General features: G+C 62.9%; 33 protein-coding genes and 1 tRNA gene. 14 read left to right on the plus strand and 20 right to left on the minus strand.

The genetic code is table 11. The features are described from left to right. The first annotated feature begins 19 nt into the window (after window positions 1–19). The gene (locus G5V57_RS09870; RefSeq protein WP_165167330.1) at window positions 20–1003 is read left to right on the plus strand and encodes a S1C family serine protease; all 984 of its coding nucleotides are present in this window, start codon (window positions 20–22) and stop codon (window positions 1001–1003) included. A 1-nt stretch (window position 1004) separates the two neighbouring features. Continuing rightward, window positions 1005–1397, plus strand: coding sequence for a DoxX family protein (locus tag G5V57_RS09875; protein ID WP_165167331.1), 393 nt, complete (start codon window positions 1005–1007; stop codon window positions 1395–1397). Window positions 1398–1400: 3 nt separating this feature from the next. Here G5V57_RS09875 and G5V57_RS09880 read toward each other — a convergent pair whose 3' ends face one another. Genes G5V57_RS09880 through acs form a run of 4 tightly spaced genes read right to left on the minus strand, consistent with a single transcriptional unit; the run spans window position 1401 to window position 5864 of the window. Next, the gene (locus G5V57_RS09880) at window positions 1401–1889 is read right to left on the minus strand and encodes a nucleoside deaminase (RefSeq protein ID WP_165167332.1); all 489 of its coding nucleotides are present in this window, start codon (window positions 1887–1889) and stop codon (window positions 1401–1403) included. Continuing rightward, window positions 1889–2515: a pyridoxamine 5'-phosphate oxidase family protein gene (locus tag G5V57_RS09885; RefSeq protein WP_165167333.1), complete on the minus strand. Its 627-nt coding sequence runs from the start codon at window positions 2513–2515 to the stop codon at window positions 1889–1891. The genes G5V57_RS09880 and G5V57_RS09885 overlap by 1 nt, the downstream gene beginning before the upstream one ends. Window positions 2516–2528: 13 nt before the next feature. Beyond that, window positions 2529–3911 carry an aminotransferase gene (locus tag G5V57_RS09890; RefSeq protein WP_165167334.1) on the minus strand — a complete coding sequence of 461 codons (1383 nt, stop codon included), beginning with the start codon at window positions 3909–3911 and terminating at the stop codon, window positions 2529–2531. Window positions 3912–3923: 12 nt separating this feature from the next. Further along, window positions 3924–5864 (minus strand): acetate--CoA ligase, encoded by a 1941-nt coding sequence (gene acs, locus G5V57_RS09895; RefSeq protein ID WP_165167335.1) that lies wholly within the window; start codon window positions 5862–5864, stop codon window positions 3924–3926. 96 nt (window positions 5865–5960) lie between these two features. Here acs and G5V57_RS09900 point away from each other — a divergent pair, with 96 nt between their 5' ends. Next, window positions 5961–6845, plus strand: a complete 885-nt coding sequence (locus tag G5V57_RS09900) for a DMT family transporter (RefSeq protein WP_165167336.1) — start codon at window positions 5961–5963, stop codon at window positions 6843–6845. A 40-nt stretch (window positions 6846–6885) separates the two neighbouring features. On the opposite strand, the gene G5V57_RS09905 is transcribed toward G5V57_RS09900, so the two are convergent. The 5 genes from G5V57_RS09905 to tsaD form a co-directional block, all read right to left on the minus strand. Next, window positions 6886–7548: a methyltransferase gene (locus G5V57_RS09905; RefSeq protein WP_165167337.1), complete on the minus strand. Its 663-nt coding sequence runs from the start codon at window positions 7546–7548 to the stop codon at window positions 6886–6888. 97 nt (window positions 7549–7645) lie between these two features. Continuing rightward, on the minus strand, window positions 7646–8068 hold the full coding sequence (locus G5V57_RS09910; RefSeq protein ID WP_165167338.1) for an EVE domain-containing protein: 423 nt from the start codon (window positions 8066–8068) through the stop codon (window positions 7646–7648). Next, window positions 8068–8358, minus strand: a complete 291-nt coding sequence (locus tag G5V57_RS09915; RefSeq protein ID WP_165167339.1) for a YciI family protein — start codon at window positions 8356–8358, stop codon at window positions 8068–8070. Before G5V57_RS09915 ends, G5V57_RS09910 begins: the two co-directional genes overlap by 1 nt. A gap of 3 nt (window positions 8359–8361) precedes the next feature. Further along, the gene (locus tag G5V57_RS09920; protein ID WP_165167340.1) at window positions 8362–9351 is read right to left on the minus strand and encodes an NAD(P)H-dependent glycerol-3-phosphate dehydrogenase; all 990 of its coding nucleotides are present in this window, start codon (window positions 9349–9351) and stop codon (window positions 8362–8364) included. Then, window positions 9348–10433, minus strand: a complete 1086-nt coding sequence (tsaD, locus tag G5V57_RS09925; RefSeq protein WP_165167341.1) for a tRNA (adenosine(37)-N6)-threonylcarbamoyltransferase complex transferase subunit TsaD — start codon at window positions 10431–10433, stop codon at window positions 9348–9350. Before tsaD ends, G5V57_RS09920 begins: the two co-directional genes overlap by 4 nt. Before the next feature lie 162 nt (window positions 10434–10595). Here tsaD and hemC point away from each other — a divergent pair, with 162 nt between their 5' ends. Both hemC and G5V57_RS09935 read left to right on the plus strand, forming a co-directional pair. Then, the gene (hemC, locus tag G5V57_RS09930) at window positions 10596–11522 is read left to right on the plus strand and encodes a hydroxymethylbilane synthase (RefSeq protein ID WP_165167342.1); all 927 of its coding nucleotides are present in this window, start codon (window positions 10596–10598) and stop codon (window positions 11520–11522) included. A 3-nt stretch (window positions 11523–11525) separates the two neighbouring features. Then, window positions 11526–12212, plus strand: coding sequence for a uroporphyrinogen-III synthase (locus G5V57_RS09935; protein WP_165167343.1), 687 nt, complete (start codon window positions 11526–11528; stop codon window positions 12210–12212). Here the strand turns inward: G5V57_RS09935 and G5V57_RS09940 are convergent. Further along, window positions 12209–12589: a hypothetical protein gene (locus tag G5V57_RS09940; RefSeq protein ID WP_165167344.1), complete on the minus strand. Its 381-nt coding sequence runs from the start codon at window positions 12587–12589 to the stop codon at window positions 12209–12211. The two genes, G5V57_RS09935 and G5V57_RS09940, sit on opposite strands and share 4 nt — an antisense overlap. Window positions 12590–12704: 115 nt before the next feature. Next, window positions 12705–12953: a hypothetical protein gene (locus G5V57_RS09945; RefSeq protein ID WP_165167345.1), complete on the minus strand. Its 249-nt coding sequence runs from the start codon at window positions 12951–12953 to the stop codon at window positions 12705–12707. Between the two features lie 4 nt (window positions 12954–12957). Here G5V57_RS09945 and G5V57_RS09950 point away from each other — a divergent pair, with 4 nt between their 5' ends. From G5V57_RS09950 to G5V57_RS09960, 3 genes are all read left to right on the plus strand, one after another. Then, on the plus strand, window positions 12958–13506 hold the full coding sequence (locus G5V57_RS09950; RefSeq protein ID WP_165167346.1) for a hypothetical protein: 549 nt from the start codon (window positions 12958–12960) through the stop codon (window positions 13504–13506). Continuing rightward, window positions 13503–15065 (plus strand): heme biosynthesis protein HemY, encoded by a 1563-nt coding sequence (locus tag G5V57_RS09955; RefSeq protein WP_165167347.1) that lies wholly within the window; start codon window positions 13503–13505, stop codon window positions 15063–15065. The genes G5V57_RS09950 and G5V57_RS09955 overlap by 4 nt, the downstream gene beginning before the upstream one ends. A 63-nt stretch (window positions 15066–15128) precedes the next feature. Next, window positions 15129–15204: transfer RNA gene (locus tag G5V57_RS09960), tRNA-Thr, on the plus strand. Between the two features lie 107 nt (window positions 15205–15311). Here G5V57_RS09960 and G5V57_RS09965 read toward each other — a convergent pair. Then, window positions 15312–16760, minus strand: coding sequence for a tetratricopeptide repeat protein (locus G5V57_RS09965; protein WP_165167348.1), 1449 nt, complete (start codon window positions 16758–16760; stop codon window positions 15312–15314). 671 nt (window positions 16761–17431) lie between these two features. On the opposite strand from G5V57_RS09965, the gene G5V57_RS09970 reads away from it, so the two are divergent. Both G5V57_RS09970 and G5V57_RS09975 read left to right on the plus strand, forming a co-directional pair. Further along, window positions 17432–17845: a hypothetical protein gene (locus G5V57_RS09970; protein ID WP_165167349.1), complete on the plus strand. Its 414-nt coding sequence runs from the start codon at window positions 17432–17434 to the stop codon at window positions 17843–17845. 296 nt (window positions 17846–18141) lie between these two features. Next, window positions 18142–18444, plus strand: coding sequence for a hypothetical protein (locus tag G5V57_RS09975; RefSeq protein ID WP_165167350.1), 303 nt, complete (start codon window positions 18142–18144; stop codon window positions 18442–18444). Window positions 18445–18669: 225 nt separating this feature from the next. On the opposite strand, the gene G5V57_RS09980 is transcribed toward G5V57_RS09975, so the two are convergent. After that, window positions 18670–19122 (minus strand): hypothetical protein, encoded by a 453-nt coding sequence (locus G5V57_RS09980; RefSeq protein ID WP_165167351.1) that lies wholly within the window; start codon window positions 19120–19122, stop codon window positions 18670–18672. A gap of 317 nt (window positions 19123–19439) precedes the next feature. On the opposite strand from G5V57_RS09980, the gene G5V57_RS09985 reads away from it, so the two are divergent. The 3 genes from G5V57_RS09985 (at window position 19440) to G5V57_RS09995 (ending at window position 22242) form a co-directional block, all read left to right on the plus strand. Then, on the plus strand, window positions 19440–19721 hold the full coding sequence (locus G5V57_RS09985; RefSeq protein ID WP_165167352.1) for a hypothetical protein: 282 nt from the start codon (window positions 19440–19442) through the stop codon (window positions 19719–19721). A gap of 396 nt (window positions 19722–20117) precedes the next feature. Further along, window positions 20118–20876 (plus strand): SDR family NAD(P)-dependent oxidoreductase, encoded by a 759-nt coding sequence (locus G5V57_RS09990; RefSeq protein WP_165167353.1) that lies wholly within the window; start codon window positions 20118–20120, stop codon window positions 20874–20876. Further along, the gene (locus G5V57_RS09995) at window positions 20866–22242 is read left to right on the plus strand and encodes an FAD-binding oxidoreductase (RefSeq protein ID WP_165167354.1); all 1377 of its coding nucleotides are present in this window, start codon (window positions 20866–20868) and stop codon (window positions 22240–22242) included. The genes G5V57_RS09990 and G5V57_RS09995 overlap by 11 nt, the downstream gene beginning before the upstream one ends. 178 nt (window positions 22243–22420) lie before the next feature. Here G5V57_RS09995 and rpsU read toward each other — a convergent pair whose 3' ends face one another. The 5 genes from rpsU to G5V57_RS10020 form a co-directional block, all read right to left on the minus strand. Further along, the gene (gene rpsU / locus G5V57_RS10000; protein ID WP_165167355.1) at window positions 22421–22735 is read right to left on the minus strand and encodes a 30S ribosomal protein S21; all 315 of its coding nucleotides are present in this window, start codon (window positions 22733–22735) and stop codon (window positions 22421–22423) included. 84 nt (window positions 22736–22819) lie between these two features. Further along, window positions 22820–23032: a cold-shock protein gene (locus G5V57_RS10005; protein WP_165167356.1), complete on the minus strand. Its 213-nt coding sequence runs from the start codon at window positions 23030–23032 to the stop codon at window positions 22820–22822. Between the two features lie 389 nt (window positions 23033–23421). Further along, a complete protein-coding gene (locus G5V57_RS10010) occupies window positions 23422–23742 on the minus strand; it encodes a hypothetical protein (RefSeq protein WP_165167357.1) in 321 nt (106 codons plus the stop codon). Further along, entirely contained in the window at window positions 23705–23926 is a 222-nt protein-coding gene (locus tag G5V57_RS10015; protein ID WP_165167358.1) for a hypothetical protein, read from the minus strand. The genes G5V57_RS10010 and G5V57_RS10015 overlap by 38 nt, the downstream gene beginning before the upstream one ends. After that, window positions 23923–24180 (minus strand): hypothetical protein, encoded by a 258-nt coding sequence (locus tag G5V57_RS10020; RefSeq protein ID WP_165167359.1) that lies wholly within the window; start codon window positions 24178–24180, stop codon window positions 23923–23925. The genes G5V57_RS10015 and G5V57_RS10020 overlap by 4 nt, the downstream gene beginning before the upstream one ends. Before the next feature lie 520 nt (window positions 24181–24700). Between G5V57_RS10020 and G5V57_RS10025 the strand changes: the two genes are divergently transcribed. Beyond that, window positions 24701–25063, plus strand: coding sequence for a hypothetical protein (locus tag G5V57_RS10025; protein WP_165167360.1), 363 nt, complete (start codon window positions 24701–24703; stop codon window positions 25061–25063). 55 nt (window positions 25064–25118) lie between these two features. Here G5V57_RS10025 and G5V57_RS10030 read toward each other — a convergent pair whose 3' ends face one another. Beyond that, window positions 25119–26129, minus strand: a complete 1011-nt coding sequence (locus G5V57_RS10030; RefSeq protein ID WP_165167361.1) for a L,D-transpeptidase — start codon at window positions 26127–26129, stop codon at window positions 25119–25121. Between the two features lie 133 nt (window positions 26130–26262). Next, entirely contained in the window at window positions 26263–26526 is a 264-nt protein-coding gene (locus tag G5V57_RS10035) for a hypothetical protein (protein WP_165167362.1), read from the minus strand. Window positions 26527–26616: the final 90 nt, after the last annotated feature.

The raw sequence follows: 26616 nt of genomic DNA on the forward strand, positions 1-26616 counted from the left end.
GCTTTGGCGGAGAACTCTCATGCTTGATCTGGATGAACAGGGCCAGTCCCTGCCGGAGGTCACCCACCCGGTGTCCGACGGCGAAATTTTTGACGCCTATTCCACGGCGGTGATCGGCGCGGTCGACAAGGCCGGACCGTCCGTCGTCCATATTGCGGTGAAGAACGGCCAGGGCCGCCAGGGTGGCGGCTCGGGTTTCGTCGTCGCCTCCGACGGCCTCATCTTCACTAACAGCCATGTCGTCTCGGGCGCCAAGGCCATCATGGTCGGCCTGCCCGACGGCCAGCGCGCCACGGCGCGCATCATCGGCGAGGATCCCGACAGCGACATCGCCGTGATCCGCACCGACGAGAACCTGCAGGTTCCGCCGCTCGCCTTGCATGATTCCAAGGCGATCAAACGCGGCCAGCTCGCCATCGCCATCGGCAACCCTCTGGGCTTCGAGCAGACGGTGACGACCGGCGTCATCAGCGCCATCGGCCGTTCGCTAAGAGCCTCGACGGGCCGCCTGATCGACGATGTGATCCAGACCGACGCCGCGCTCAATCCAGGCAATTCCGGTGGGCCGCTGGTCGATTCGAAAGGCCGGGTGATCGGCGTCAACACCGCCGTCATCGTCGGCGCCCAGGGCATCTGCTTCTCGGTCGCCAGCAATACCGCGCTTTACGTGCTGAGCCAGATCCTGCAGCATGGCCGCGTGCGCCGCGCCGCCATCGGCATCGAGGGCCAGCAGACCGTGGTACCGCGTCACGTCGCGCGCTTTGCCGGCATCGACCAGGAGATGGGTGTGCGCGTCATGAAAGTGGTCGAGAAGAGTCCGGCGGATGATGGCGGCATCAAATCGGGCGACCTCATCATCGCCATAGATGGCCAGCCGGTGGCGGGAATCGACGATATGCTGCGGCTGCTCAACCACGAGCGCGTCGGCCATGAAACGCGCGTCACGGTCCTGCGGCGCGGCGAATTGCGCGAACGTTTCATTGTGCCGGTGGAGAGGCGCTGAGATGAACAATGAAGGCCTATTGCTTGCGCGGCTTCTCCTGGGCGTGCCCTTCGTGATCTGGGGGGCGCTCAAGCTGGCTGGCGGCGCGGTGGGTCTGTCGGGCGGCCTGACCCAGATGGGACTGCCGGCGCCGCTCCTGCTCGCCTATCTGATCAGTCTGTTCGAGCTGGTGGGCGGCATCGCGGTGGTAATCGGCTTTCCCATCCGGCTCGCCGGCATCCTTCTGGCATTATGGTGCGTGGCGACCGGCATTCTCATCCATGGCGGCGACGCGACGCAACTCTTCAAGAACCTGGTGATGGCCGGCGGCTTTTTGCTTGTCGCGGTAACGGGCGCGGGAAGGCTGGCGCTCTTCAAAGGCGCGCCGCCTCACTCATTTGGTCCTTTCCGGTAACTCTCAGGCCGTGTCGCGCGCGAAGGCACGGCGGTGCAGCTCATGCACCTCGTCCTCGACTTCGGGCACCGGCCCTTCGACCTTTACGAAGGGCGCGATCTCCTGGATCGGCAGCGGCCGCACTGCCGATTCACCGGTGGCGCCCATTTCCTTGCGCCACTGGGTGAACTGGCGCGACGACACCGCATAAACGATGCGGCCCAACCCGACCCAGCCATGCGCCGCCGCGCACATCGGGCAATGCTCGCCCGACGTGTAGACAGTGGCCCGGGCGCGCTCGGCCGGCGTCATGTTCTCGCCGGCCCAGCGCGCCAGGTCGAATTCGGGATGGCGCGTCTGGTCACCGCCCGCGACGCGGTTGCGGTCCTCGGCCAGCACTTGGCCGTCGCCCGCGACGAGGACCGAGCCGAAAGGCTCATCGCCCACCTCCAGCGCCTCGCGCGCGAGTTCCACCGCCCGGCGGATATGCTTGAGATCGGTTGCGTTCGTCATCAGTAAAGCCCGGTCTTGTATTCTTCCTGGATCTCCGCCTCGACCTTGTCGGACTCGTCCGTTTCGATCTCGCAGGCGCGCGCCTGCTCCATCACCATATGGGCGAGGCCGGGCAGGAAGGAGCGATCCTGCTGCGCCGCGGGATCCCACAGCTTCGAGCGGCGGAAAGCCTTGGCGCAGTGGAAGAACACTTCCTCCACACGCACGCGGATGCCGATCTTGGGCGGCCGGCCATTGACGGCGGCAGGTGCCAGCTCGGCCGGATCGTCGATGATCTCGGCCGTGCCATTCACGCGCAGAGTGTCGTCTATCCCTGGAATAAGAAACAGGATGCCGATCTTCGGATTAGCGATGATATTCGCCATCGTGTCGACCCGGTTGTTACCCGGCCGGTCCGGGATGATCAGCGTGCGATCATCGACGACGCGCACGAAGCCTGGCGGATCGCCGCGCGGCGAGACGTCGGCATTGCCGTTCTCATCCGCCGTGCCGATGCACAGGAAGGGCGAGCGCTCGATATAGGTCCGCGCATATTTGTCTATGCGCTTGAGGGTCTTGCCGGCGGCAAGCTCGCCGACCTCACCCATCTTGGCTCTGAGGACGCTCTTTTCCGCGATCCGACTCATTTCTTTCCCCGATCTAGCTCCGCAGATTCTCCTTGAGCACGCGCTCCTCGAGAATCTTGAGGCCCTTGGCCACGATGTCGAACATCTCGTTGATCTCATCCGCCGTGATGACGAGCGGCGGGCAGAAGGCGACCGCATCGCCCATGGCGCGCACGATGAGACCGTTCTCCTGGAAGATGTCGGCGCACAGCGCCCCCACCGCCTTCTTCGGATCGAAGGGGCGCTTGGTCTTCTTGTCGGCGACGAGCTCGAGCGCGCCGATGAGGCCCTTGGCGCGGGCATTGCCGACCAAGGGGTGATCGGCGAACTCGGCGATGCGCTTTTCGAACACCGGCGCCACCCGGCGCACATGCTCCACGGTCTTGTCGCGCTCATAGATCTCGATCGTCTTCAGCGCCACCGCGCAGCCGACCGGATGCGCGGTGTAGGTGAAGCCATGGCCGAAGGTGCCGAGCTTGCGGCTTTCGTCCAGCATCGCCTGGTAGAGCTCTTCCTCGATGGTGATGGCGCCCATCGGGAAATAGGCCGAGGTGATGGCCTTCGCCATCGAGATCGAGGAGGGCTTCATGCCCATGGTGGTGGTGCCGAACCAGTCGCCGGTACGCCCGAAGCCGCAGATCACTTCATCGGCGATATAGCGCACGTCATATTTGGCGAGCACCGCATTGATCTTGGCGAAGTAGGTCGCGGGCGGAATGATGACGCCGCCCGCCCCCATGATCGGCTCGGCGATGAAGGCGGCAACCGTGTCGGGGCCCTCCTTCTGGATGAGATCGTCGAGATCCTGGGCGAGGCGATCGGCGAACTGCTCTTCCGTTTCGCCGGCTTCCGCGAAGCGATAGTGATGCGGACAGGAAGTATGCAGGATATTGGCGATCGGCAGATCGAAATCGGCATGCACCCAGGGCAATCCGGTGAGCGACGCACTGGCGATGGTGACGCCGTGATAGGCGCGCTGGCGCGAGATGATCTTCTTCTTTTTTGGCAGGCCCCTGGCATTGCTCATGTACCAGGTGAGCTTGATCTGCATGTCATTGGCTTCCGAGCCCGAGCCGCCGAACAGCACCTTGGAGGTGGGGCAAGGTGCTATCTCCTTGAGCTTCTCGGAGAGTTCGATCGCCGAGTCATGCGACTTGCCGGAGAAGATGCTCGTATAAGAGAGCTTGCGCATGGCCTGCGCGGCGGCTTCGACAAGCTCCTCATTGCCATAGCCGAGCGAGGTGCACCACAGGCCGGCGAGGCCCTCGATATAGCGCTTGCCCTTGTCGTCATAGAGATGGATGCCGCGGCCCTCATTAAGTATGAGCGGGCCGGTCTCGCGGTGGCGGGCGAGATTCGTATAGGGGTGGATGACCGTCTCGATGTCGCGGACGGCCATGTTCGACAGGCGGGACATTCTTGGGGAGTCCTATCTCTTGTTCTGACGGTTGGCGATGAGGTCTTCGACCACGGCGGGATCGGCGAGCGTCGAGGTGTCGCCGAGATTGCCGAATTCGTCCTCGGCGATCTTGCGCAGGATACGCCGCATGATCTTGCCTGAGCGTGTCTTGGGCAGGCCCGGCGAGAACTGGATGAGGTCGGGAGAGGCGATCGGGCCGATCTCCTTCCTCACATGGGCGACGAGCTCCTTGCGCAGAATATCCGAGCCCTGCTCGCCGGCCATCAAGGTCACATAGCAATAGATACCGGTACCCTTGATGTCATGCGGATAGCCGACCACCGCGGCCTCGGACACTTTGACATGCGAGACGAGGGCCGATTCGACTTCCGCGGTGCCGAGCCGGTGGCCCGAGACGTTGAGCACGTCATCGACGCGGCCGGTGATCCAGTAGAAGCCGTCCTTGTCGCGCCGGCAGCCGTCGCCGGTGAAGTACGTGCCCTTATAGGCGGAGAAATAGGTCTGCACGAAGCGCTCGTGATCGCCATAGACGGTACGCATCTGGCCGGGCCACGAATCGAGGATGACCAGATTGCCGGAAGCTTCGCCTTTCAGGAACTCGCCCCTATCATCGACCAGCGCCGGCTTGCAGCCGAAGAACGGCCGCGTCGCCGAGCCGGGCTTGAGCTTGGTGGCGCCTGGGAGCGGCGTGATCAGAATGCCGCCGGTCTCGGTCTGCCACCAGGTGTCGACGATCGGGCAGCGCCCGTCGCCCACCACGCGGTGATACCATTCCCAGGCTTCCGGATTGATCGGCTCGCCGACACTGCCGAGCAGCCGGAGCGACTTGCGCGAGGTGCGCGTCACCAGATCCTCGCCGGCGCCCATGAGTGCCCGGATGGCGGTCGGCGCGGTGTAGAAGATGTTGACCTGGTGCTTGTCGATCACCTCCCAGAAGCGCGAGGCGGTCGGATAATTCGGCACACCTTCGAACATCAAGGTGATGGCGCCATTGGCGAGCGGACCATAGACGATATAGGAATGGCCGGTGACCCAGCCCACATCCGCCGTGCACCAGTAGATGTCACCGTCGTGATAGTCGAAGACATATTGATGCGTCATCGCCGCATAGACGAGATAGCCGCCCGTCGTGTGCAGCACGCCCTTCGGCTTGCCGGTCGAGCCTGACGTGTAGAGGATGAAGAGCGGATCTTCCGCCTTCATCTTTTCCGGCTTACACTCGGCCGGCACCTTTGCCGCCTCGACGTGATACCAGAAGTCCCGGCCCTCCTCCATCGGTACCTGGCCGCCGGTGCGCCTGACCACGATGACCTTTTCGTCGCCGGAGCACTTCTTCAACGCCTCGTCGGTATTGAGCTTGAGCGGGATCTTCTTGCCGCCGCGCAGTCCTTCATCGGCGGTGATGACGAATTTCGAATCCGCATCGTTGATCCGCCCGGCGAGCGAATCCGGCGAGAAGCCGCCGAATACCACCGAATGCACGGCGCCGATGCGGGTGCAGGCGAGCATCGCATAGGCCGCTTCCGGGATCATCGGCATGTAGATCGTGACCCGGTCGCCCTTCTTGACGCCATGCGCCTTCAGCACATTGGCGAAGCGGCAGACCTGCTCATAGAGCTCGCGATAGGTGATCTTCTTGTCGTAATAGGGGTCGTCGCCCTCCCAGATGATCGCCGTTTGGTTGGCGCGCTTCTTCAGATGGCGGTCGATGCAGTTGACCGAGACGTTGAGGATGCCGTCCTCGAACCACTTGATCGACACATAGTCATGGGCGAAGCTGGTGTTCTTGATCTTCTTCGGCGCCTTGAACCAGTCCACCCGCTTGGCATGCTTGGCCCAGAACTTGTCGGGCGCGGCAATCGACTCCGCATACATCTTCTTGTACTGGTCGTCGTTCACCAAGGCCCGCTTCTTCCACTGGGCCGGGACCGGGTAAACCTTCTCGGACATAGGCAAAATCCTCCCTCTCATGCCGGGTTCGGGCAAGCAATATGACGGCGCAGAGTCCTATCCTGCAATCCGACAAGTGTCTAAGAAAATCGGCCCATGACAGCCATGCCCGTCCATCTCATCTGGTTCCTCGTCCTTGGCTGTTTCTGGGGTCTCACCCCCTCCTTTTACAAACTCATGGGCGAGGCGGGCCTGCCGGTCAGTCATATCATTGTCTATACCGGGCTCATCGTCGGCGCCGCGCTGGCGCTCGTCCCCCTGGCGCGCGGCCGGCTCACGCTTACCCGCGAGACCCTTCTCTATGGCCTCGGCTGCGCGACGCTCCTCAATATCCCCTTTTCCTTGAGCCTGTTCTTCGCGCGCCATGTGCCGGCGACCGAATATGCCCTGGTCGTGTCGACTGCCCCCTTCTGGAACTACGTGCTGGCGCTCGCGCGGCGGCGCGAAACCGCCCATCCGCGCCGCATCGGCGCCCTCCTGCTCGGCTTTCTGTCGAGCGCCGTCCTCATCCTGACGCGCGACCATGGCTCGCAAGCGGTCATTTCCTGGTGGCTCGCCGCCGCCTTCATCGTGCCGATCATCTACAGCGCCTATAATTCCTTCGCCGCCGAATACTGGCCGAAGCAGGCCGACACCATGACGGTAGGCGCCCTGGAATCGGTATTTTCCGGCCTGCTGGCCATTCCTTTCATGCTCGTCCTGGCGCCGCTCTGGAGCGATGCCACCCCGCCTCTCTGGGCCTATTGGACAGCGCTCGCGGCATCGGCTTTGTGGATCGTCGAGCGCATCGCCTTCTTCACCCTGATCCGCGAGAAGGGCGCGCTCTACACCATCCAGGCCATCTATGTGTCGACGCCCGCCGCTGTGTTGTGGGCGATCGTGATCTTCAGCAAACCCGCCGATGCGTGGATCTGGGCGAGCCTCGCCATCCTGATGGCGGCGCTGTGGCTCAACAACAGCACGCGACGGGTGGCGTTATGAATCTACCCTCCCACGAGGATCCCACAAGGGGGAGGGCAAATTAAACGACGTTTCTTAGTCGCCACACGGCAGTGCGCTTGATCTCGGAATCCTCGAGCTCGCGCGTCACCGGCACATTGTAATCGACGACATGGACGAGCGTCGATTTCCGCAAATAGGAGCGGCCGGGATCGCCGATCAGCACCAGGGCGCCCTGCTCCCGCGCCTGGTCGAGCCATGCATGAACACGCGCCGCCAGATCCTTCTCGTAGAACAGATCGCCGACCAGGATGACGTCGAAGCTTTGGGGCTTATTTCGCAGCAGATCGTCGTCCATGATCTCGAGCGTGATATCATTCGCGCGCGCATTGAGCCTCGTCGCGGCGCAGGCGAAGAGATCGATATCGGCGGCAAGCACTTCCTTCGCGCCGGCCTTCTTCGCCGCAATGGCGACAAGACCCGATCCGGTGGCGAGATCGAGCACGCGCTTGCCCGCCACGAGTTCAGGATGGTCGAGCACATAACGCGCCAGCGCCTGGCCGCCCGCCCAGGCAAAGGCCCAGAAAGGCGGCGGCAGACCGATCTCGCCCAATTCTTCTTCGGTCTTCTGCCAGATCGGCACCGCTTCATGGGCGAGATGGAGCGTCACCTCCGGCACCAGAGGCGGCGCCAGCAGGCTGGTATTCTGCCGGATGAATTCCAGATGATCGATGAGCTTCAGCATACTGGCTTGATCTCTCCAAAGTACCCTCACGCTGAGGTGGCCGCGCGTGCGGCCCTCGAAGCGTCCATCAGGATGGGTTAGACTAGCCTAACTAACCCTATGCCTTCTTCACGCCGCCGAGATCGCAGATGATCTTCCACTCTTCCGCCGACACCGGCTGGACGGAAAGCCGCGAATTATTGACCAGCACCATGTCCTTCAGCTGCTTGTCGGTCTTGATATAATCGAGCGTTACCGGCTTCGGCACATCGGTGACGGCGCGGATGTCGACGCATTCCCAATTGCCTTCCTTGGCGGTCGAATCCGGATGCGCGAGCTTCGCCACCTCGACGATGCCGACGATGTCCTTGCCCTCGTTGGAATGATAGAAGAAGCCCTTGTCGCCGAGCTTCATCGCCCGCATGTTGTTGCGCGCCTGGAAATTGCGCACGCCGGTCCATTCGGTGCCCTTGGCTCCGGCTTTCTTCTGCTGATCCCACGACCAGGCATCGGGTTCCGATTTGAACAGCCAATATGCCATCACTTATCCTCCGGATTCTTGAGACCCCATTTCCACGCCCGGATCTCCACGGCGGCGAAGAGCCCGGCCTTGGCATAGGGATCGTTTTTGGCGATCTCCTCGGCGCCGGCGCGGTCCTTCGCCTCGACGATGACGAGCGAACCGATCGGGCTGCCCGCTTCGTCGGTGAAAGGTCCGGCCGCCTTGAGCGCGTTGCCGAGACCGTTGAGATAATCGATATGGCCGGGACGTTCCTTCAGGCGCAGATCGACTGAATTGGACTTGTCCGTGCAGATCAAGGCGTACAGCATTTTCTACCCTCTGTGAAATTCTGGGTTGATGGGACGGGCGAGCAGTCTGGCGATTTCTGTCTCAGGATCGGAGGCGCCGTCAATAACCGCGGCGACCGCGACCGAGATCGGCATGTCGATACTTTGCTCGCGCGCCAGCCGGGCGACGATCCTCGCGGTGGCGATGCCTTCGACCGTTCCGCGGGCTTCGGCGAGCGCCGCCTCTGCGCTCTTGCCCTCGCCCAGCGCCAGACCGAAGGAATAGTTGCGCGATTGGCGGCTCGAACAGGTCAGCAGCAGATCGCCCAATCCTGACAGGCCGGTCAGCGTCTCAGGCCGCCCGCCCAACGCCTTGCCGAAACGCGTGAGCTCGGTGAAGGCCCGCGTCGTCAGCGCCGCACGGGCGCTGTCGCCGAGATTCTTGCCGGCGGCGATGCCGCAGGCGATCGCCAGCACGTTCTTGACCGCGCCGCCGAGTTCGACGCCGCGCGGATCGTCCGAGGGATAGATGCGGAAGGTGGGCAGGCTCAAAGCCTGGGCCCAGTCCTTGGCGAGCCTGAGATCGGACGACGCCAGGGTCACCGCCGTCGGCAGTCCGCGCGCCACATCCGCCGCGAAGCTCGGGCCCGACAGGATGAGGCCCGGCACCTCGGGCAGGCACTGCGCCAGGACCTCGTTCATCAGGAGACCGCTGTCCGCCTCGATGCCCTTGGCGCACAGCACGACCGGCACCTTAAGGTGCTGAAATTGCGCCAGCACGCCGCGCAGAACCTGCGCCGGCACCATCGCCAGCACGGCATCGACGCCCGAAAGGTCGGACGGGTCGCTGGTGGCGCGAAGTTTCTTTCCGAATTCTATGCCCGGGAGACGCACTTCGAGCCGGTGCGTGCCGTTGATGAGAGCCGCCGTTTCAGGCTTGCGCGCCCAGACGGTGACGTCGTGGCCGGCGCGCTCAGCGACGCTGGCGAGCGCCATGCCCCAGGCGCCGGCGCCCAGAACGCCGATGCGGCTCATGCCTTCACCCCCGCACCGGTGAGACGCTTTGCGTCGGGGTCGAGCGGCCAGCGTGCTTTGGCCGGCGCGTCGAGCGGATCGGCGAGACCCAGCGCCAGGCGCTCCGCCCCGGCCCAGGCCACCATCGCGGCATTGTCCGTACACAGATGAGCCGGCGGCACCATCAGGCTGAAGCCCGAGCGCGCGCAGACCTCCTCGAAGGCGACCTTCAGCGTGCGGTTGGCGGCGACGCCGCCCGCTACCACCAGCACCGGAGAACGCACCTCGGGAAACTCGTCCTTGAAGAATTTGAGCGCGCGGCCGAGCCGGTCGCGCATCGTCTCGGCGACGGCGGCCTCGAAACCGGCGCAGATATCGGCGATGTCCTGATCACTGAGCGGGCGCAGTTCCTCCACCGTTTCGCGCACGGCGGTCTTGAGGCCGGAGAAGGAGAAATTGCAGCCCTCGCGCCCTTTCAGCGGGCGCGGGAAATCGAAGCGTTTGGGATTGCCCTGGCGCGCCAGCTGCTCGACCTTAGGGCCGCCGGGATAGGGAAGGCCTAACAGCTTCGCCGTCTTGTCGAAGGCCTCGCCCAAGGCATCGTCGATGGTCGTCCCGATGCGACGGTAGCGCCCGACTCCTTCGACAATCTGGATCTGCGTATGGCCGCCCGAGATCAGGAGCAGCAGATAAGGAAAATCGACGCGGCCGAGCAGCCTCGGGGTGAGCGCATGGGCTTCGAGATGGTTGATGGCGGCGAGCGGCTTGTCGGTAGCGAGCGCCAACGCCTTGGCGGTGGTGAGGCCGACCAGAAGCCCGCCGATCAGGCCCGGCCCGGCGGTGGCCGCCACGCCGTCGATGTCGGAGAGGCGCAAGCCGGCCTCCGCCAGCGCGTCGCCGATCAGCCGGTCGAGATGGCGGGCATGGGCGCGCGCGGCGATTTCCGGGACCACGCCGCCATAGGGCGCATGGTCCTTGATCTGCGACAGGACGATATTGGCCAGGATCTCGCCTGACCCGTCGGCATGGCGGCGCACCAGCGCCGCCGCGGTCTCGTCGCAGGAGGTTTCGATGCCAAGAATGGTCTGATCCGGTGCGGCCATGAATGCCAATGACGTTTCGCGCGTTAGAGATTAAGAGGAGCCGTGATATAGCATGATCTGGAAAAGGGGATACCGATTTTCCAGAAAGATCATGCGCAAACAATGAGATAAAGCGTGATGGCCAATCCGGGCCCTGGCGCTTCAGTATCTTGTGGAGTCGACTTGCATACACCGAGACTGAAGATCGGAACGCGCGGTTCGCGCCTGGCCCTTGCCCAAGCGGAAGAGACGCGGGCGCGCCTCGCTGCCGCGCATGGGTGGGCGCCGGCGGACATCGAGATCGTCGCCATCACCACCACCGGCGACCGTATCCGCGACCGTCCTCTGAGCGAGATCGGCGGCAAGGGCCTGTTCACCAAGGAGATCGAGGAGGCGCTGGTCTCGGGTGCCGTCGATCTCGCCGTCCATTCGATGAAGGACATGCCGGCGGTGCTGCCGGCATCTCTCGCCATCACGGCCTATCTGCCGCGCGAGGACGCCCGTGACGCTTTCATCAGCAATCTCTGCGCCCGCATCGGCGATCTGCAGCAAGGCTGCACCGTGGGCTCGGCTTCGGTACGCCGCGCGGCGCAATTGAAGCGGCTGCGCCCTGACATCACCGTGGTGAGTTTGCGCGGCAATGTCGAAACGCGTCTCGCCAAGCTCGACCGCGGGGAAGTGGCGGCGACTTTTCTCGCCTGCGCCGGCCTGAACCGCCTCGGCCTCAGCCACCGCATCACCGCCCCCGTGCCCGAGGACGAGATGCTTCCCGCCGTCGCGCAAGGCGCGATCGGCATAGAGATCCGCAAGGACGATATGCGCATGCGCGAACTGCTCGCCGCGGTAAACGACGCGGCAACGGAAATCGCCGTCACCTGCGAGCGTGCTTTCCTCGCCACGCTCGACGGCTCCTGCCGCACGCCGATCGCCGGCCATGCCACGCTGAAGAACGGCGTGATCTCCTTCCGCGGCGAGGCGCTGACCCTCGATGGCCGCATGACCTTTGTTGCCGAGCGCACTGGCGCCCTGGCCGATGCGGCGCGTCTCGGCCGCGAGGCCGGCGAGGAGGTGAAAGCCAAGGGCGGCGGGCATCTGCTGCATCTAGCCTGAACCATGCGGCTTCTCGTCACCCGTCCCGTCGAAGACGCCGAGCCTCTCAAGCAGCGGCTTGAAGCGCTCGGTCATGAGGTGATCCTATCGCCGCTGCTCGTCATCGCACCACGCCCGGCCATCACCATCCCGGCGGAGAACTATCAAGCCGTCGCCCTCACCAGCGCCAATGCTGTGCGCTCCCTCGAAGGCGGCCCCCATCTCGACGGCTTGCGCCATCTGCCGGTGATGGCCGTGGGGCCGCAATCGGCGACAGCGGCGCGCCAGGCAGGCTTCGCCCAGATCACCGAAGCGGGCGGCGACGGCGTCGGCCTGGCCCGCCACGTGATCGCCTCGCTCGATCCGAATGCCGGCCCGGTTCTCTATCTCTCAGGGCAGGACACGGCGAGCGACTTCACCGGACTTCTCGAAAGAGGCGGGCTCAATGCCCGGCGGGTCGTCGTTTATGAGGCGAAACCCGCGGGCGCGCTCGCCCCTGAGGCCGCAAAGGCGCAAGGCGTGCTGCTCTATTCGCCGCGCTCCGCGAAGATCTGGCTCGATCTCGTCCAGCGTCACGCGATTCCGGCCGGCGCCATGGTACATTATTGTCTTTCGGCGAATATTGCCGCGATTCTGCCCGACGCCTTTGCCAGACGGGTGGCGGCGCGGCCGGTGGATGACGCCTTACTGGAAGTCATTGGCCACGCCTAGCGCGCATCCCGGCGAAGTGAATTCACTTCGCCGATAAGGATACGCGCCAAATCAATATGTTGGAGCAAATCCTCATCGCCAAAGTCTTCAACTTTGGCGGGATTTGCTCTAGTGATTGGAATAGCATGACGGGTACAGCCACGAGATGAATGAGTGCCGATGAACAGCAACATCGAAAACGAATCGCAAGGCTCGAAGGCCAGGAGCCCCGTCATCGACCTCGAAGCGGAGGACATCTCCCCGCCCTCCGATACCGGCGACACCGAACCGCAGAAGCAGACGGAAGAACCCGCCGCGCCGCCACCGCCTCCACCCAAAAAACAGCCCTCTTTCTGGTCACGCAATCTGGGCGCCATCGCTGCGGCGATCATCGCCATTCTGCTCGGCGCCTGGCTCTATCGCACTTTCATCTCCGATCTGTGGCCACCCTCCTCCATGGCCGAACGGCTGGCGACGCTCGAAGCCTCGAACCGCACCGTCAATGATCAGCTCTTAGCGCTCAGCGGCACGCTCGATACGCTGAAGGCCGATATCGCCAAGCGCGCCGAGGACAACACGAACGCCGCGGCGAGTGTCGAGACCCGTCTCGGTGATCTCGACAAGGCGGTGGCCGAGCTTCGCCAATCTGTCGCGGCACTCGGTCAGACGACGGGCGGCGGCGCCACCGCCGATCCAACGGCGCTCATCGCCCTCACCGAGCGTGTCGCGAAGCTCGAACAGGCGGTCGCCGCGCTCGGCCAATCAGGTGGCGCGACCACGACGACCACAACCACCACCGGAGGCGGCCAGGATTTCACACAGTTGGCGCAGGCGCTCGCCGACCTCAAGGCGAAGTTCGCCGCCGGGCTTCCCCTTCAAGGAAGAGCTCGATCGCATCGCCATCTATGTGCCTGGCAATCCGGATTTCGCCGCGCTCCAGCCCATTGCGGCAACCGGCATCGTCAATCCGGAGGGGTTGGCCACGGCTTTGGAAGCGCTGGTCCCCAGCCTGTCGCAGCCGGGTGCGGCCGATGGGCCTTCTGGCGACACGGGCGGCTTCTGGGCCTGGTTCGGCACGGTGGTGAAGATCCGCGACCTCAAGACGCTGAACTGGGCCGATCTCGCGCAGGCTGCCGCCCTCACCGCAAGGTCCGGCGATCTTAGATCGGCCATTGCCAGGCTCGAGGAGCCGGGCGGCGACCTGCCACCCGAGCTCGCGCAATGGCGCGACAAGGCGAGCCAGCGTCTCAAGGCCGAAGGGGCGATGGCGCAACTCTCCGCCGCGCTCACCGCCGTCATTTCGGGCACGCCATGACCCGACTGCTCTTCCGTTTCCTGCTTCTCGCCGCCGCCGCAGCGGGCTTCGCCTGGATCGCCGACCGGCCGGGCACCATCGTCATCCGCTGGCTGAACCACGAGATCGAGACATCCGTGGTGGCGGGCTTGGCCGGCCTTATCCTCGCCATGCTCGCTCTGTGGTTCCTCTTGGGTCTGCTGCGCCGGCTGATCGGCACACCTGGCGCCATTGGCGGCTATTTCCGCTTCCGCAAGGCGCGCCGCGGCTATGAGAGCCTGTCGCGCGGCATCATCGCGGCGGGCGCTGGCGACGGCGCCAGCGCCCAGCGCTTCGCCACCATCGCCGCCAAGTCGCTGACCGACGAGCCGTTGCTCAAGCTGCTCGAAGTACAGGCGGCCCAGCTCAAGGGCGACCGCGGCAAAGTGCGCCAGGGGTTCGAGGCGATGCTCAATTCGCCGGAGACGGAGGCCCTGGGCCTGCGCGGCCTCTTCGCCGAGGCGCGCCAGGCCGGCGACCTCGTCGCTGCGCGCGGTTACGCCGAGCGCGCTTTGAAGCTCAACGTGGCGCATGGCTGGGCCTCATCCGCGCTGCTGGCCATCCAGTCGCAGGCGCGGGACTGGGATTCAGCACTTGTGACGCTCGAAACCCAACGCAAAGCGGGCCAGGCGCCGGCCGACAAGGTCAAGCGCGTGAAGGCAGTACTGCTCGCGGCCAAGGCGCTGGCTGCCGAGACGGGCGACCGCAACGCGGCGCTCGATTGGGCGCTCGAAGCCCACAAGCTCGACCCGTCTCTGGTGCCGGCGGCCGCCATGGCGGTCCGTCTCTACGGCGCCGATGGCGCGCTGCGCCGGGCCTGGCGCGTCGCTTCCAGGACCTGGGCGCTGCAGCCCCATCCCGATCTCGCCGAAGCCTATGCCTATGCCCGCCCGACGAGCCCGGCACAGGAGCGCTACGAACGGGTGCGCCGGCTGATCGGCTCCTATGCCGGCGGCATCGAGGGTGCTTTTGCCCTCGGCCGGGCGGCTGCCGAGGCGCGCCAATGGGACGACGCCGCCAAGGCGCTGGAGCCGCTTCTTTCAAGCGAGCCTCAGGCGCGTGTCTGCGCCACCATGGCGGAGGTCGAGGAGGGCCGCGGCGACAAGGGCCGGGCGCGCGAATGGCTGGCGCGAGCGGTCCGGGCGCCCTCGGATCCCATGTGGGTGATCGACGGCGCCGCTTCGCCTTACTGGACGCCGATTTCCCCGATGACCGGCGAGATCGCCTTCGCCGAGTGGAAGGTGCCTTACGATCAGTTGCCGCGCCGGACGGGCCCCGAGCCCCAGGCGCCTGCCCCGGAGTCAGAATACGTGGTGGCCGAAGAAGCGCCGGCGCTGGCGGCCCCAGCGGTCCCCGCGGAGCCTCCCCCGGCGCCGGAACCCCCAGCCCCCACGCCTGTTCCGTCCCCGCCCCCAGCCCCGCCTGTGGCCCGCAAACCGGCCAAGCCGCGTATCGTCGAGCCGGTCCGCCCGCCCGACGATCCGGGCCTGCCGGAAGACGATCCGGAGCTATCCACCCGCCGATCGCCTGCCGAAGGCTGAACCATCGACAAATGGTTGAAATGGCCGGGCGAACGCTGTATCAGTCCGCCCCATTCAAGGCGGGCCGCCTTAGCTCAGTCGGTAGAGCGGCGCATTCGTAATGCGTAGGTCAGGTGTTCGAGTCACCTAGGCGGCACCATTTTCCTAAGCACTATAGTCACGTGTTTGCGGGTCACGTTCCAGCCTCTCGGCAACTCGAACGCGCTGGCGTCTAGTCGAGTCGAGTTATCCCTGAGGTTCTCGTCATCAGTTGCCAGCATCTATAGCGGAGCCCAATTTGCTGAGCTCGGCGTCGATCCGCGCCACCCTGTTGGCAAGATATGCATCGTATTTGCTGATGTCCTCTGACCGCAGGCACTCCCATGCAAGCTGTACCGCATGCTTTGCCTCTGTGACGAGATCTCTTGAGCGCACACGAACCCCAAGAATAAGAAGCGCGGTGCCGAGATTGTTCTGGGTCGCCACCCAATCGGGCGGCACGCGCTCGCGCGTTCTCTCCTCCAGTGCCGCGCGATATACGACAACAGCCTCCTCCAGCCGCGCCGTTCCCTTCTCGCGCCGACCGAGCGTCACAAGCGCAGTGCCGAGATTGTTCTGTGTCCTGGCCCATTCAAGCGGCACCCGCTCGCGGGTCTGTTCCTCGAGTGCCGCGCGATAGGCGGCAACCGCCTTCACAAGCCGCTCCGGGCCACTCTCGCGCTCGCCCAGCGTTCGAAGCGCATTTCCGAGATTGCCCTGGGCCGTGGCCCAGAGAAGCGGCAATCGCTCGCGGGTCCATTCCGTCAGCGCCGCGCGAAAGACGGTAACCGCTTCCTCGAGCCGCGCCGTACCGCTCTCGCGCCGGCCGAGCGTCAAAAGAGCATTGCCGAGATTGTTCTGAGTCACTGCCCAGTCGAGCGGCACCTGCTCGCGTATCCTCTCCTTCAGCGCCGCGCGAAAGGCAGCAACCGCCTCCTCGAGCCGCGCCTGGCTGTCCTCGCGCTCGCCGAGCTTCCGAAGCGCAGTGCCGAGATTGTTCTGCGCTGCAGCCCAACGGAGCGGTACGCGCTCGCGGGTCCATTCCTCCAGCGCCGAGCGATAGGCGACAACCGCTTCACCGAGCCGCGCCGTCCCGCTCTCGCGCCGGCCGAGCGTCAATAGAGCATTGCCGAGATTGTTCTGAGTCAGTGCCCAGTCGAGCGGCACCTCCTCGCGTGTCCTCTCCTTCAGCGCCGCGCGAAAGGCGGCAACCGACTCCTCGAGCCGAGCCGTGCCACTCTCGCGCTCGCCCAGTGTCCAAAGCGCCAGGCCAAGATTGTTCTGTGTGCCGGCCCATTGAAGCGGCATCCGCTCGCGGGTCCACTCCTCCAGCGCCGCGCGATAGGCTGCAATCGCTTCCTTGAGATGTGCTGGATCACTTTCGCGCCCGCCGAGCGTCCGAAGCGTATTGCCGAGGTTGTTCTGGGCCGTGGCCCAAAGGAGAGGCAACCGCTCGCGGTCCGATTCCTTCAGCGCCGCGCGAAAAGTGGTAATTGCTTCCTCGAGCCGGGCCACATCACCCCTGTGTTCGCCGAGCCTCGAAAGCGCAACGCCGAGATTGTTTTGCATCCTGGCCCAGTCGAGCGGCACCCGCTCGCGCGTCTTTTCCTCCAGCGCGGCGCGGCAGGCAGCAACCACTTCCTCGAGTCTCGCCGTTCCGACAGGGTTTCGGATCATGTCGCATTCAAACGGAAGGTGCTCGCGTTTCCTCTCTTCCAGCGTCGCGCGATAGACAGCAGCCACTTCCCCGAGCCGCGACGCGCCACACTTGCGTAGCCGATCGCGTTAGTGTCCCGATGGCCGATGCATTGACGGAGAACCGTAATGAGAAGAGCAACTGGAGCGCCGCGAGAACACCCCGCTGGGGAAACTCCGCGCGCCTCTGCTGGCTCATGTCCACCAATTTTTCCCTGGAGCTGGACAATATTGCGGTGCGTTTTCTCAGTATAATGGTCGGAATTTAACAATACTATTGTAAAATTGAGTAGGAATTTTACTCATTCGCGAGGATGGCACCATGTTTCGTCCGGATCAAATTCACAGAGGATTGCGATTTTCGTCGCCTAGCGAAGGGCCGCCAGTCGGCGGAGTGATCGCCAGTGTGGAACAAGTTCTCGGCATGGCCCTTGCTCCGGCATTTTCCGAGCTGTCCCGAAGGCAGGGGCGGTACCCCGGCCCGGTCATGCCGGTTGGAACAGAAGATTGTACTAGGCTGCCATTGCCGTCCCGGTGGCCATGATCGTGCATAAGACGGTTAGCTGTGCTGGCCGGCATTTGCGGTTGACTACAAATCCTGCACTATATGTTGGAGGGAGTCCGATTCGGCCACTGCATCTGGGGAGATCCGTTTGGGGGAACGTAGAGAGACGAGCAAATCACCGCCAATCATATTCGATGGATTCACCGAGTATCACGAGGCGAGGCAATTCGCTGCCGAGATCGGAAAGCGCGACAACCTGCATGAGGACGTCATCTTCTCGGATGCCATGCATGTGGCTGCCACCCTTGCCTTGGAGGAAAGGGGAATGTCCTACACCATGCCGAATGTTGCCTGGATGTATCGTCGCGTTCCCCCCAAGGAGGTGCGTGACATCCTGGAGCTGCGCTGGAACCATCCCGACGACTATAAGTGTCTCCCGATGGCTGGCACCACAGAGCGTCTGAGTTCAGCAGAGATGGACGCCGCCGCCGAGTTGGCCAAGAAACTTGCCCCTGAACAGCTGGATGCACTCCTTTTCTGCGACCCCGCAGGCAGTGCCTAGATCATGGTGAGTTTGGATTGAATCAATCCAAACTCTTAAACATGATCAATTCTTATCATAGAACTCGCAGCCTTGAACTAAGCCGGCGGTTGACCGGCGGTCGGAACACTAGTTTAAACTCAGCGGCTCGCAGATCGCCCGTTCGAGCATCGCAATCATCACGTCTTCTCATCGCAGATTCCAGACTACATCCATACTAAGAACACAATCACCAGAGAAGCTCTCGCTCCTTCATTCCTGTTCATGGCCCGACGCGAAGATGCGTTTGCGACCATATCCATGAAAGGAGCAGTGAAATGAACCTCTCCCCTGAAGCAACCCAAGCAGTCCAGAGTGAGCTGAAGCGTTTCGCAGCCGATCTGAATCTGTCAGATGACCAAAAGACCCGACTGAAGTCTGCGCTGGAGAATGCCCGCGAGAAACTTGATGAAATTCGCAAGAACAATCCGGATATCACAAAGGCCGACGTGATTGCGAAGCTGAAAGGTGCTCGTGACCCCCTACGCGCGCGTGTGGTAGCATTCCTGACGCCGGAGCAGCTGACGAAGTGGGATGCGGAAGTTTCCAAGGCCAAGGCATTCCTGGGTTATTCCGTATAAATAGACTCTGAATCCTGGCGGCTCGACCAGACGAGTCTGGTCGAGCTGTCTGGTGTGGCGCATTTGATCGTCGCGTTGCTTTCTTACCACTGACGGTGGCGGAAGGGTGACTTGTGGCGATGATGTGCGACCGCGCGCCTGCTGCGAGTTACCGCGGAGCCTCTTATCGATCCGTGGCGTGGGATTCCTGCGAAAGCCGGTATCTACTTTTTCGCATCCGGACAACTAGCCCGCGTTGCGTAATCTACGTGGCGACACCTGCCTGCAGACTTGATCTGGCAGCCCTTGCCAATTGACTTCGCCGGACCTTCTGCAGCGAATTTCCGGCAACTGCTTCTCCAGGTGCGGAGCTTTCTTGGCCATATCGATGTGAACTCCGGGATCACTTAATCCCTTGTTTGTATTCTCGGGGCGTTGATGCGACCCTGTTCCGCCAAAGACCAATTGTGTTGCGCGCTCAGCGGCACGCAATCCTCCGGCCGCATTCAATGGCCGGCCATGGATGGTCTGTACATTCGCCAGCCGTGATGGAGTCCCGGGCGCTTGACTCGCAGCTCCATCGCCAGACGCCGTGCTGGTTTGTGCGACATTCTCGAGGAGATTACCCTCATCCTCCTTGTTCCACACGCGTAGCAAAACTTGCACGATTTCACGGATTATTCGGAGGCCGAGAGCCATTCGGTTGATCCTATCGGAGTTCGGATAGAGGAGCCTGTCCGGTCAGACTCAGGAGTTGACGTCCGAACGCAACTCCTGAACTTGATATTTCCAAAATCCTGCCGTCTGGCCCACGATGTCAAGCGCCCACCGTGGCGCGTACGTATGCGCAGACTACTTCACAAATGACGGATATAACCCCGCCTAATCTCATCCCGCGCTAGACGGCACCGGCTTCTTCTCGTTATCAGGATTTTGTTGCATAAAGGGGTAGGCATCCCCGCGAGCCGGGCCGCCGTCACCAGTGATATCGGGTGATGAGAAGGAGGGACTGAAGCATGGGTATCCGGCATCTGCTCATTGGCGCGATCCTGGGAAGCCTCGTTCTCGCCATCGTGCCCGTCACTCCACAACACGCGGAGGCCGCGCAAACCACCGTTAAAAAGAAAGAGAAGAAGCCAAGCCAGAACCAGAAGAAGCAGCAACAGCACCCGCACGGACAAAAGAATTACCCGTGGGGCGAACCCAATGCGGGTTGGGACGACCGCTGCATCTTCTACTTCGATACCTACGACGGCTGGATACCGCCATTCTGCCGGCCCTATGGCCGCGCTTTCTGATCGCCTGACCGGACAACGTCATTAGTCCCGACTGATAGCCACACGATCCGTGACCACGTCCATACCAAACACGTGGGATCATCCTTGGCGCCCGGACGGTCGAAGAACTTTATGACGGCGTCGAGCATCACACCCTTGGCCGTGGCGTCGTTGTTCCAGATTTGCTCTACGACTCGACTGGCACGCCCCGCATCAGAGCACGCTCCTCCTTGATATGGACGGTGGCCGCGGCCCAGATCAGCAAGCGTGGTGTCATCCTCCTGCGCCTGCCTTACAGTGAAACGCTTTTCCGACTGACCGGCGGTCCCTTCCGACCAGATTGAAATACTTGCCAGGGCGCCTTGCCGACACACCTGCAGGCCTGACAGAATACCGGCCTCAAAGGGGAACCCCATCATGATCGATCTCAAAGGAAAGACCGTCCTGGTGACGGGCGGATCGCGCGGCATTGGTGCCGCCATCGCGCGGGCGACCGCGGCGGCGGGCGCCCGCGTGCTGCTTCACTTCGCGAAGAGCCGGGAAGCGGCGGAGAGATTGCGCGACGAGATTGGCCCCGCCTCCTGCCAGCTCCTCGCGGCCGATCTTGCTTTGGCCGATGCGGCAAGCGATCTGTGGCACCAGGCCGAGACGGCCGCGCCGCGCATCGATGTGCTGGTCAACAATGCCGGCATCTTCGCACCTGCGCCGATCACAGCGCCCATGGCCGACTGGCAACGCAGCTTTGCTCACGTGATGCAGGTGAACCTCACCGCCCCGGCCGAATTGTGCAAGCTGGCGGTGGCGCATTTCCGCGGAAAAGGCGGTGGCAAGATCGTCAATATCGCCAGCCGCGCCGCCCATCGCGGCGACGCGCCCGATCAATGGCCCTATGCCGCCTCGAAGGGCGCCCTGGTGGCGCTGACCAAGACCATCGCGCGCGGCTATGCGGCGGAGAACATCCTGGCCTTCGCCGTGGCGCCGGGCTTCACCGAGACCGACATGGCCTATGTCGGCATGACGGACGCCGATATCCGCCGCATTCTCTCCGAAATCCCCCTCGGCAGCATGGCGAGTGCGGAGGAAGTGGGCGCTCTTGTCGCCTTCCTCTGCACCGACCAGGTGCGCCATATGACCGGCGCCACTTTCGACATCAACGGCGCGAGCTATGTCCGCTGAGACAACACACATCATCGACGAACTGAAGCGCGCCTTGGGCGACGACGCCGTGCTCACCGGCGGCGAGATCGGCGATCGCCACAAGAGCGATGCGAGCCGCACGGGCCTGAGCCTGCCGAAGGCCGTGCTGCGCCCGGCGAGCGTCGAGGCGGTCGCGGCGGCACTGCGTATCTGCAATGCGCACCGGCAGAGCGTCGTGCCGCAAGGTGGAATGACCGGTCTCGCCGGCGGCGCCAATCCAGCCACGGGCGATTTCGCGCTGTCGCTCGAGCGCCTCGCCGGCGTCGAGGAGATCGACGCGGCCGCGCAGACCATGACGGTCAAGGCGGGAACGCCGCTCGAAGCGGCGCAGAAGGCGGCGGAAGCGGCGGGATTTCTGCTGGCGATCGATCTCGGCGCCCGCGGCAGCTGCCAGATCGGCGGCAATCTCTCGACCAATGCCGGCGGCATCCGCGTGATCCGCAACGGCGTCACCCGCGACAATGTATTGGGCCTCGAAGCGGTACTCGCCGACGGGACGGTGCTGACCATGCTGAACAAGATGGTCAAGAACAACACCGGCTACGACCTGCGCCAGCTCTTCATCGGTGCTGAGGGAACGCTCGGTGTGATCACCCGTGCCGTTCTGCGCTTGAAGCCGTTGCCCCAGGGCCGCGCGACCGCGCTCTGTGCGCTCAACACCTATGACGATGTGATCAGGCTGCTGCAGCGGGCACAGCGCGAGCTCTCCGGGCTCTCCGCCTTCGAAGCCATGTGGCGAAGCTATTTCAGCTTCACCGCCGCGGCCGAGAATATCCGCCTCTTCGACAGCGAGCCGGACTTCGCCGTCATCATCGAGACGGAAGGCGCCGAGCAGAGTGCTCCGCTGGAGGCCTTTCTCGAAGGCGTTCTCGGTGACGGGCTGATTGCCGACGCGCTCATCGCGCAGTCGGAGAAAGAGAGACAGTCATTCTGGATGGTCCGCGAGGGCCGGTCGCTGGACCGCCTGCCGGCGCTCGTCAATCTCGATGTGAGCCTCGCGATCGGCAGTTTGGGTGCTTTCGCAGAAAGCTGCGACGCGGCGCTGAAGGCGCGCTTTCCCGCCGCCCATGTCTCGTTTTTCGGCCATATCGGCGACAGCAACCTGCATATCGCCGTCTCGGTCGAGGCTGCGGGTGACAGCGACCTTCATGAAATCGACGAGATTGTCTATCGGCTCGTCGCCAGCTTTGGCGGATCAGTCTCGGCCGAGCACGGCATCGGCACGCTCAAAAGGGATTATCTCGGGTTTTCCCGTAAGCCGGAGGAGCTCGAGGTCATGCGCCGCATCAAGCTGGCGCTCGATCCCCATGGTATTCTTAATCCCGGCAAGGTGCTGCCGAGCTGAGCCCCGGCGCCATATCGGCGCATAGATCACGATGAGTTTGGATTGAGTCAATCCAAACTCATAAACGTGATCGATTCTTATATGTTGGCGCGGGATTCTTGCGAAAAACCGGTGCCCACTTTTTCGCATCCCGCGCCAGGGCACGTTGCAGCGATGTCGATGCGATCGACTCAGCCGATTATGAGGCTTGCGTCTTGCCGGCCTCTGGAACCGCAGATGCGCCGGCCGGGGCGGGCGAGCGGAAAGTATCAGGGCGTCTGACGGGCTTCTCCTTGGGCTTCGGCGGCGGCAGCAATCCTTCGCGCTGCAACTTCTTGCGCGCCAGCTTTCTCATCCGACGGATCGCCTCTCCCTTCTCGCGCGCCTTGCGCTCGGAGGGCTTTTCATAGGCCGAACGCCTCTTCAGTTCCCTGAAGACGCCTTCGCGCTGCATTTTCTTCTTCAGGACCCTGAGGGCTTGGTCGACATTGTTGTCGCGTACGAAGACTTGCATCGGCACCTCGCGCTTGGAATGAGTGAACTTCTATGGCTGGCAGAACAGCCGGTACATCCGCGGTCTGCTCTGCCAAGCCGACGATTACGCCGGTTTCGCGAGATTCTCGGCCGAGGTCTTACCAGTGCGGCGATCCGTGACCGCTTCGAACTGGACTTTTTGCCCTTCCTTGAGAGTGCCCATATTCGAGCGCTCGACAGCGCTGATATGGACGAAGACGTCCTTGCTTCCGTCTTCCGGCTGAATGAAGCCGAAACCCTTCTGGGTATTGAAGAATTTAACTATGCCAACCGGCATGCTTGTGCCTTTCATATGGTAGCGCGGGACACACTATTGCGTCCGCTCAAACGATCGATGTTCTGGAGAGAGGTCGTCAGTAAGCGCGCCGGGTTTGCCCAAGACGCGAGACCGATAATCAATGCGGCCGAAACTCGAAGCCGCCTATATGGGCGCGTTTTGCCGAATATTCAAGCAATAATCGATGGCGAGGGAAAACGGGTTTTTGGCAGCCTGGCGCCAGCTGGCGGACGGCAGCCCGGCCAGGGGCCTCGGCCAGACGGCGATAGAGAAGCCCAAATGACCCATCGGAGGGTCCACGCTTAGCGCCCCCTTACGACGAAGGCTATATAGGACGGCGGAAGGCCCGCGTCGGTGAATTTGATGCGCCGAATGAGACCGCAGTTTTCTCAGTTCAGCCGCCTGTTCATCTCATGGGGAGAAATATATCCCATCGCGATGCACCAATCTTCGAAGACGGCGCGCAATGCCGCGGGCCGCGGCGTACCGTCGGTTTCCTCATCGATATAGCGATCAAGCGCGCGCAGGAGCTGCGGCGTAAGCAAAACCACCACAAAATCGGTCGCTGCCGGCAATTCCTCGTACTTTTTCAAAGTAACAACCCTCCACACTGACAAGAAACACAAGCATCCCGCCGCCGGAGACATCGCGGGCGGCTGCCACTCTTCCAGATCATGCTCTGCTGCGCCCGGCAATGCCCAGGGTCGCATGGTTTCTCAGTGTTTCAAAATCTCTTTCACCGTGGCAAGCCATGCTCAGGATGCGGTTTGCGATCTCGGATCTAAGCTTGTCGTCGACGGGGCCGATATCCTCGCAAGCCTGCCGCAGGATCATGATCAATAGGCGCAGTTCGTCCGCGTCGAATACCACTTCCTCGGCCACGAGCGGCTTCACGATGAAGACTTGAGTACTGGCACCATGAGCTGTTCCGGATTGATCTCGATGATCTGTCCAATGCCGGGACTGCCAAGTGGCGGCGGGATGTAGATCGTGGTCGATATCCGCCGATAGGCCGGGACGATGAAATCCCCGATCTGTTCGTCCTCGGTCGTGATTTCGTAGTCGCCGGCGGCGCAAATCTCGTTCATGCCGGTCAGTTGAAACGGCGTAGGAAAATTATAGGTGAACCGCTTGATGCGATTGAACATGGATGGGCTCCCGGACCATTGCCGTGGAAGTACTGTCAATATGAGGAGCTTTGCGCCACAAACAAGTACAAAGGCGTCTGCACAGTGCGATAGTTCTCGTCGACCGGTGAATTAGTTAGGTGATTCATCAGGAAGAGCGTATGTGTAATGGCATCACCGGCTTCGACCTCCTGGCATGTTGGTGACAGAGAGATAGCTGCTCCCGCCCGTTGGCACTGGAAGCTATTCATGAAGCTCTCCACTCTTCGTATGTTGCTCGCCGCTCGCTATGAGCGCCTCTTTACGAGGCGGTTCAGGCTGGAAAACGAATGCAACAATGACGTTCAGGAGGATCAGGATTCGAAACGGCGCAGGCGGTTCAGCTCTGCCGGTGCCATCTTTCCAACCGAATCCGTATTTCCTCGCTACCAGTACTGACAGCTGAAACTGCCCGATCCCATCGGCGCCGGCCATCTCGGCACGGCAACGGTCGCGTTACGCCCAGAATCCGCCGAGAACCATCTGAACGAAAGGCATAGTCATGAGCGCTCCCAAAATTCCTTCATCTCTCGCGCCCGCATTGTGGGGTGCCGCCGGCGGCGCAGTGCTTCTGGCCATCGTGGGTTTCACCTGGGGCGGCTGGGTGACCGCCGGCACTGCCGAGCGTACGGCAGAGCAAAAGGCCTCGAGCGCCGTTGTCGCCGCCCTGGCGCCGATCTGCGTCAGCCAGTTCCAGCTCACTGCCGATGCCACGGCAAAACAGGACGAGCTGAAGAAGATCGGTCTCTATGACCGCAATTCATTCGTCGAGAAAGCCGGCTGGGCGACAATGCCCGGGAGCACGGCACCTGATTCCAAGGTTGCCCAGGCTTGCGCCGACATGATTTTCAAATTGAAGCTCTGACAAGCAAGACGCTGCGCCGAACCGCCGCCCTTTGAGGCGGCGGCTGCAGGCGCGCTCAGGTCGTTTTCGGATCGTCGGTAATGATCACAAAACCTTTCTCGCTGCGCGCCGCGCTGTTGGCGGGCTCATCCGTCAGCACCAGGGCCATGCCCGGATGCATACGCGACTTCATCGCGTCGAGAAGCGTCGAATTCGCCCTGATGCGCTTGATGACATCGAGCGAGGGATCTGACGCGCCGCCGGGCGTCTGCCGGTGATAGCCCATCGCCTGCCATGCCAGCCCCTTGGAGCCGTCATGGGTGCCGGCGAGCACGTAAATATGCGAGCCGAGCGGCTTGCCGGGATTGGCGATGATGACACTGCCCTCGGCGATAAGGACCCCATTCTCATAGAGATAGCCCTGTTTGTCGGCCGAGCTGATGACGACCGCCAGCGGCAGGACTGTCTGGTCGCCGGGCGCCGTGGCTGGCAGCGGCGTCTTCTTGAGCCGGGCGGCAGTCTCGCCGAACTCCTCCTCCACATACTCGCTCAGCACCATGCCGGGATGGACGATGTCCTGTGGCTGCGTGGCGGCATTGGCGATGATCACGGTCATGCCGACATGTGTGATCCCGAATAGGAGGTCAGAGAATGCAAGCGGCAGACGCACGCAGCCATGGCTCGCCGGGTAGCCGGGAAGCTGACCGGCATGCAGCGCGATGCCCGACCAGGTCAGCCGGTTCATGTTCGGCATCGGCGCATTATTATAGGTCGTGGAGTGGTGGTTCTTGTCCTTCTGCAGGATGTGGAAGACACCGGTCGGCGTCTCATGGCCGGGCTTGCCGGTCGAGCAGGTCGAGCTCCCGATCCGGGTGCCATTGCGATAGACGAAGACGCACTGCTCGGGCAGTGACACGATGATGGCCAGGGGACCCGCCTCAGCGCGCTCGGGATGCCAGGTGAACTCGCCGGGCTTCAGCGCATAAGGGTCCTTGTCGACCAGTTGGCCGCGCACCGGCAGACCACCGACCATGAGAGCGCAGAAAGCGAGAGCGCCGCGCCGTGATAATTTCAAGACTTCAGACATTCCATTCCCAATTCGCCGGCACTATGCCGGTGGACGTGCAATAGCACAGGATATCTGATGAAACAGATCACGATCTTGCGCTAAGGGCCTCGACATCCGCGGCACCCGTTTGATGTGATCAACACGAGCGAAATCAGTGCTGCGTAAGAATGGGTTCGCCACCCTTCGCCGGGACTGGCGCAGGCTGCTTTGCGAATGCGTCGTAACAGGCGAGCCGGCTTCGCGCCTCCTCGGTCGCCCGGCATTCGGCAATGCCCGATTTCGGCGTTTCAGGGATATTCTTGAAGACGAGTGGCGCGAGCGAGGCGATCAACACCACCAGCGCCGGCGCGAGAGCGAAGCCGACTGCCGCCCGCGACAGCGGCGGTCCCCATTTGCGGGCATGGATCCTGGTCATGGTGGTGTGCTCGGAACCTTCGATCGGTTCTCATCTAGTCATCCCGCCATCGGAAAACGATGTGGATTCGGGACGTCCGGCATAAAGCGG

Source organism: Nordella sp. HKS 07, assembly GCF_011046735.1.
Taxonomy (GTDB): domain Bacteria; phylum Pseudomonadota; class Alphaproteobacteria; order Rhizobiales; family Aestuariivirgaceae; genus Taklimakanibacter.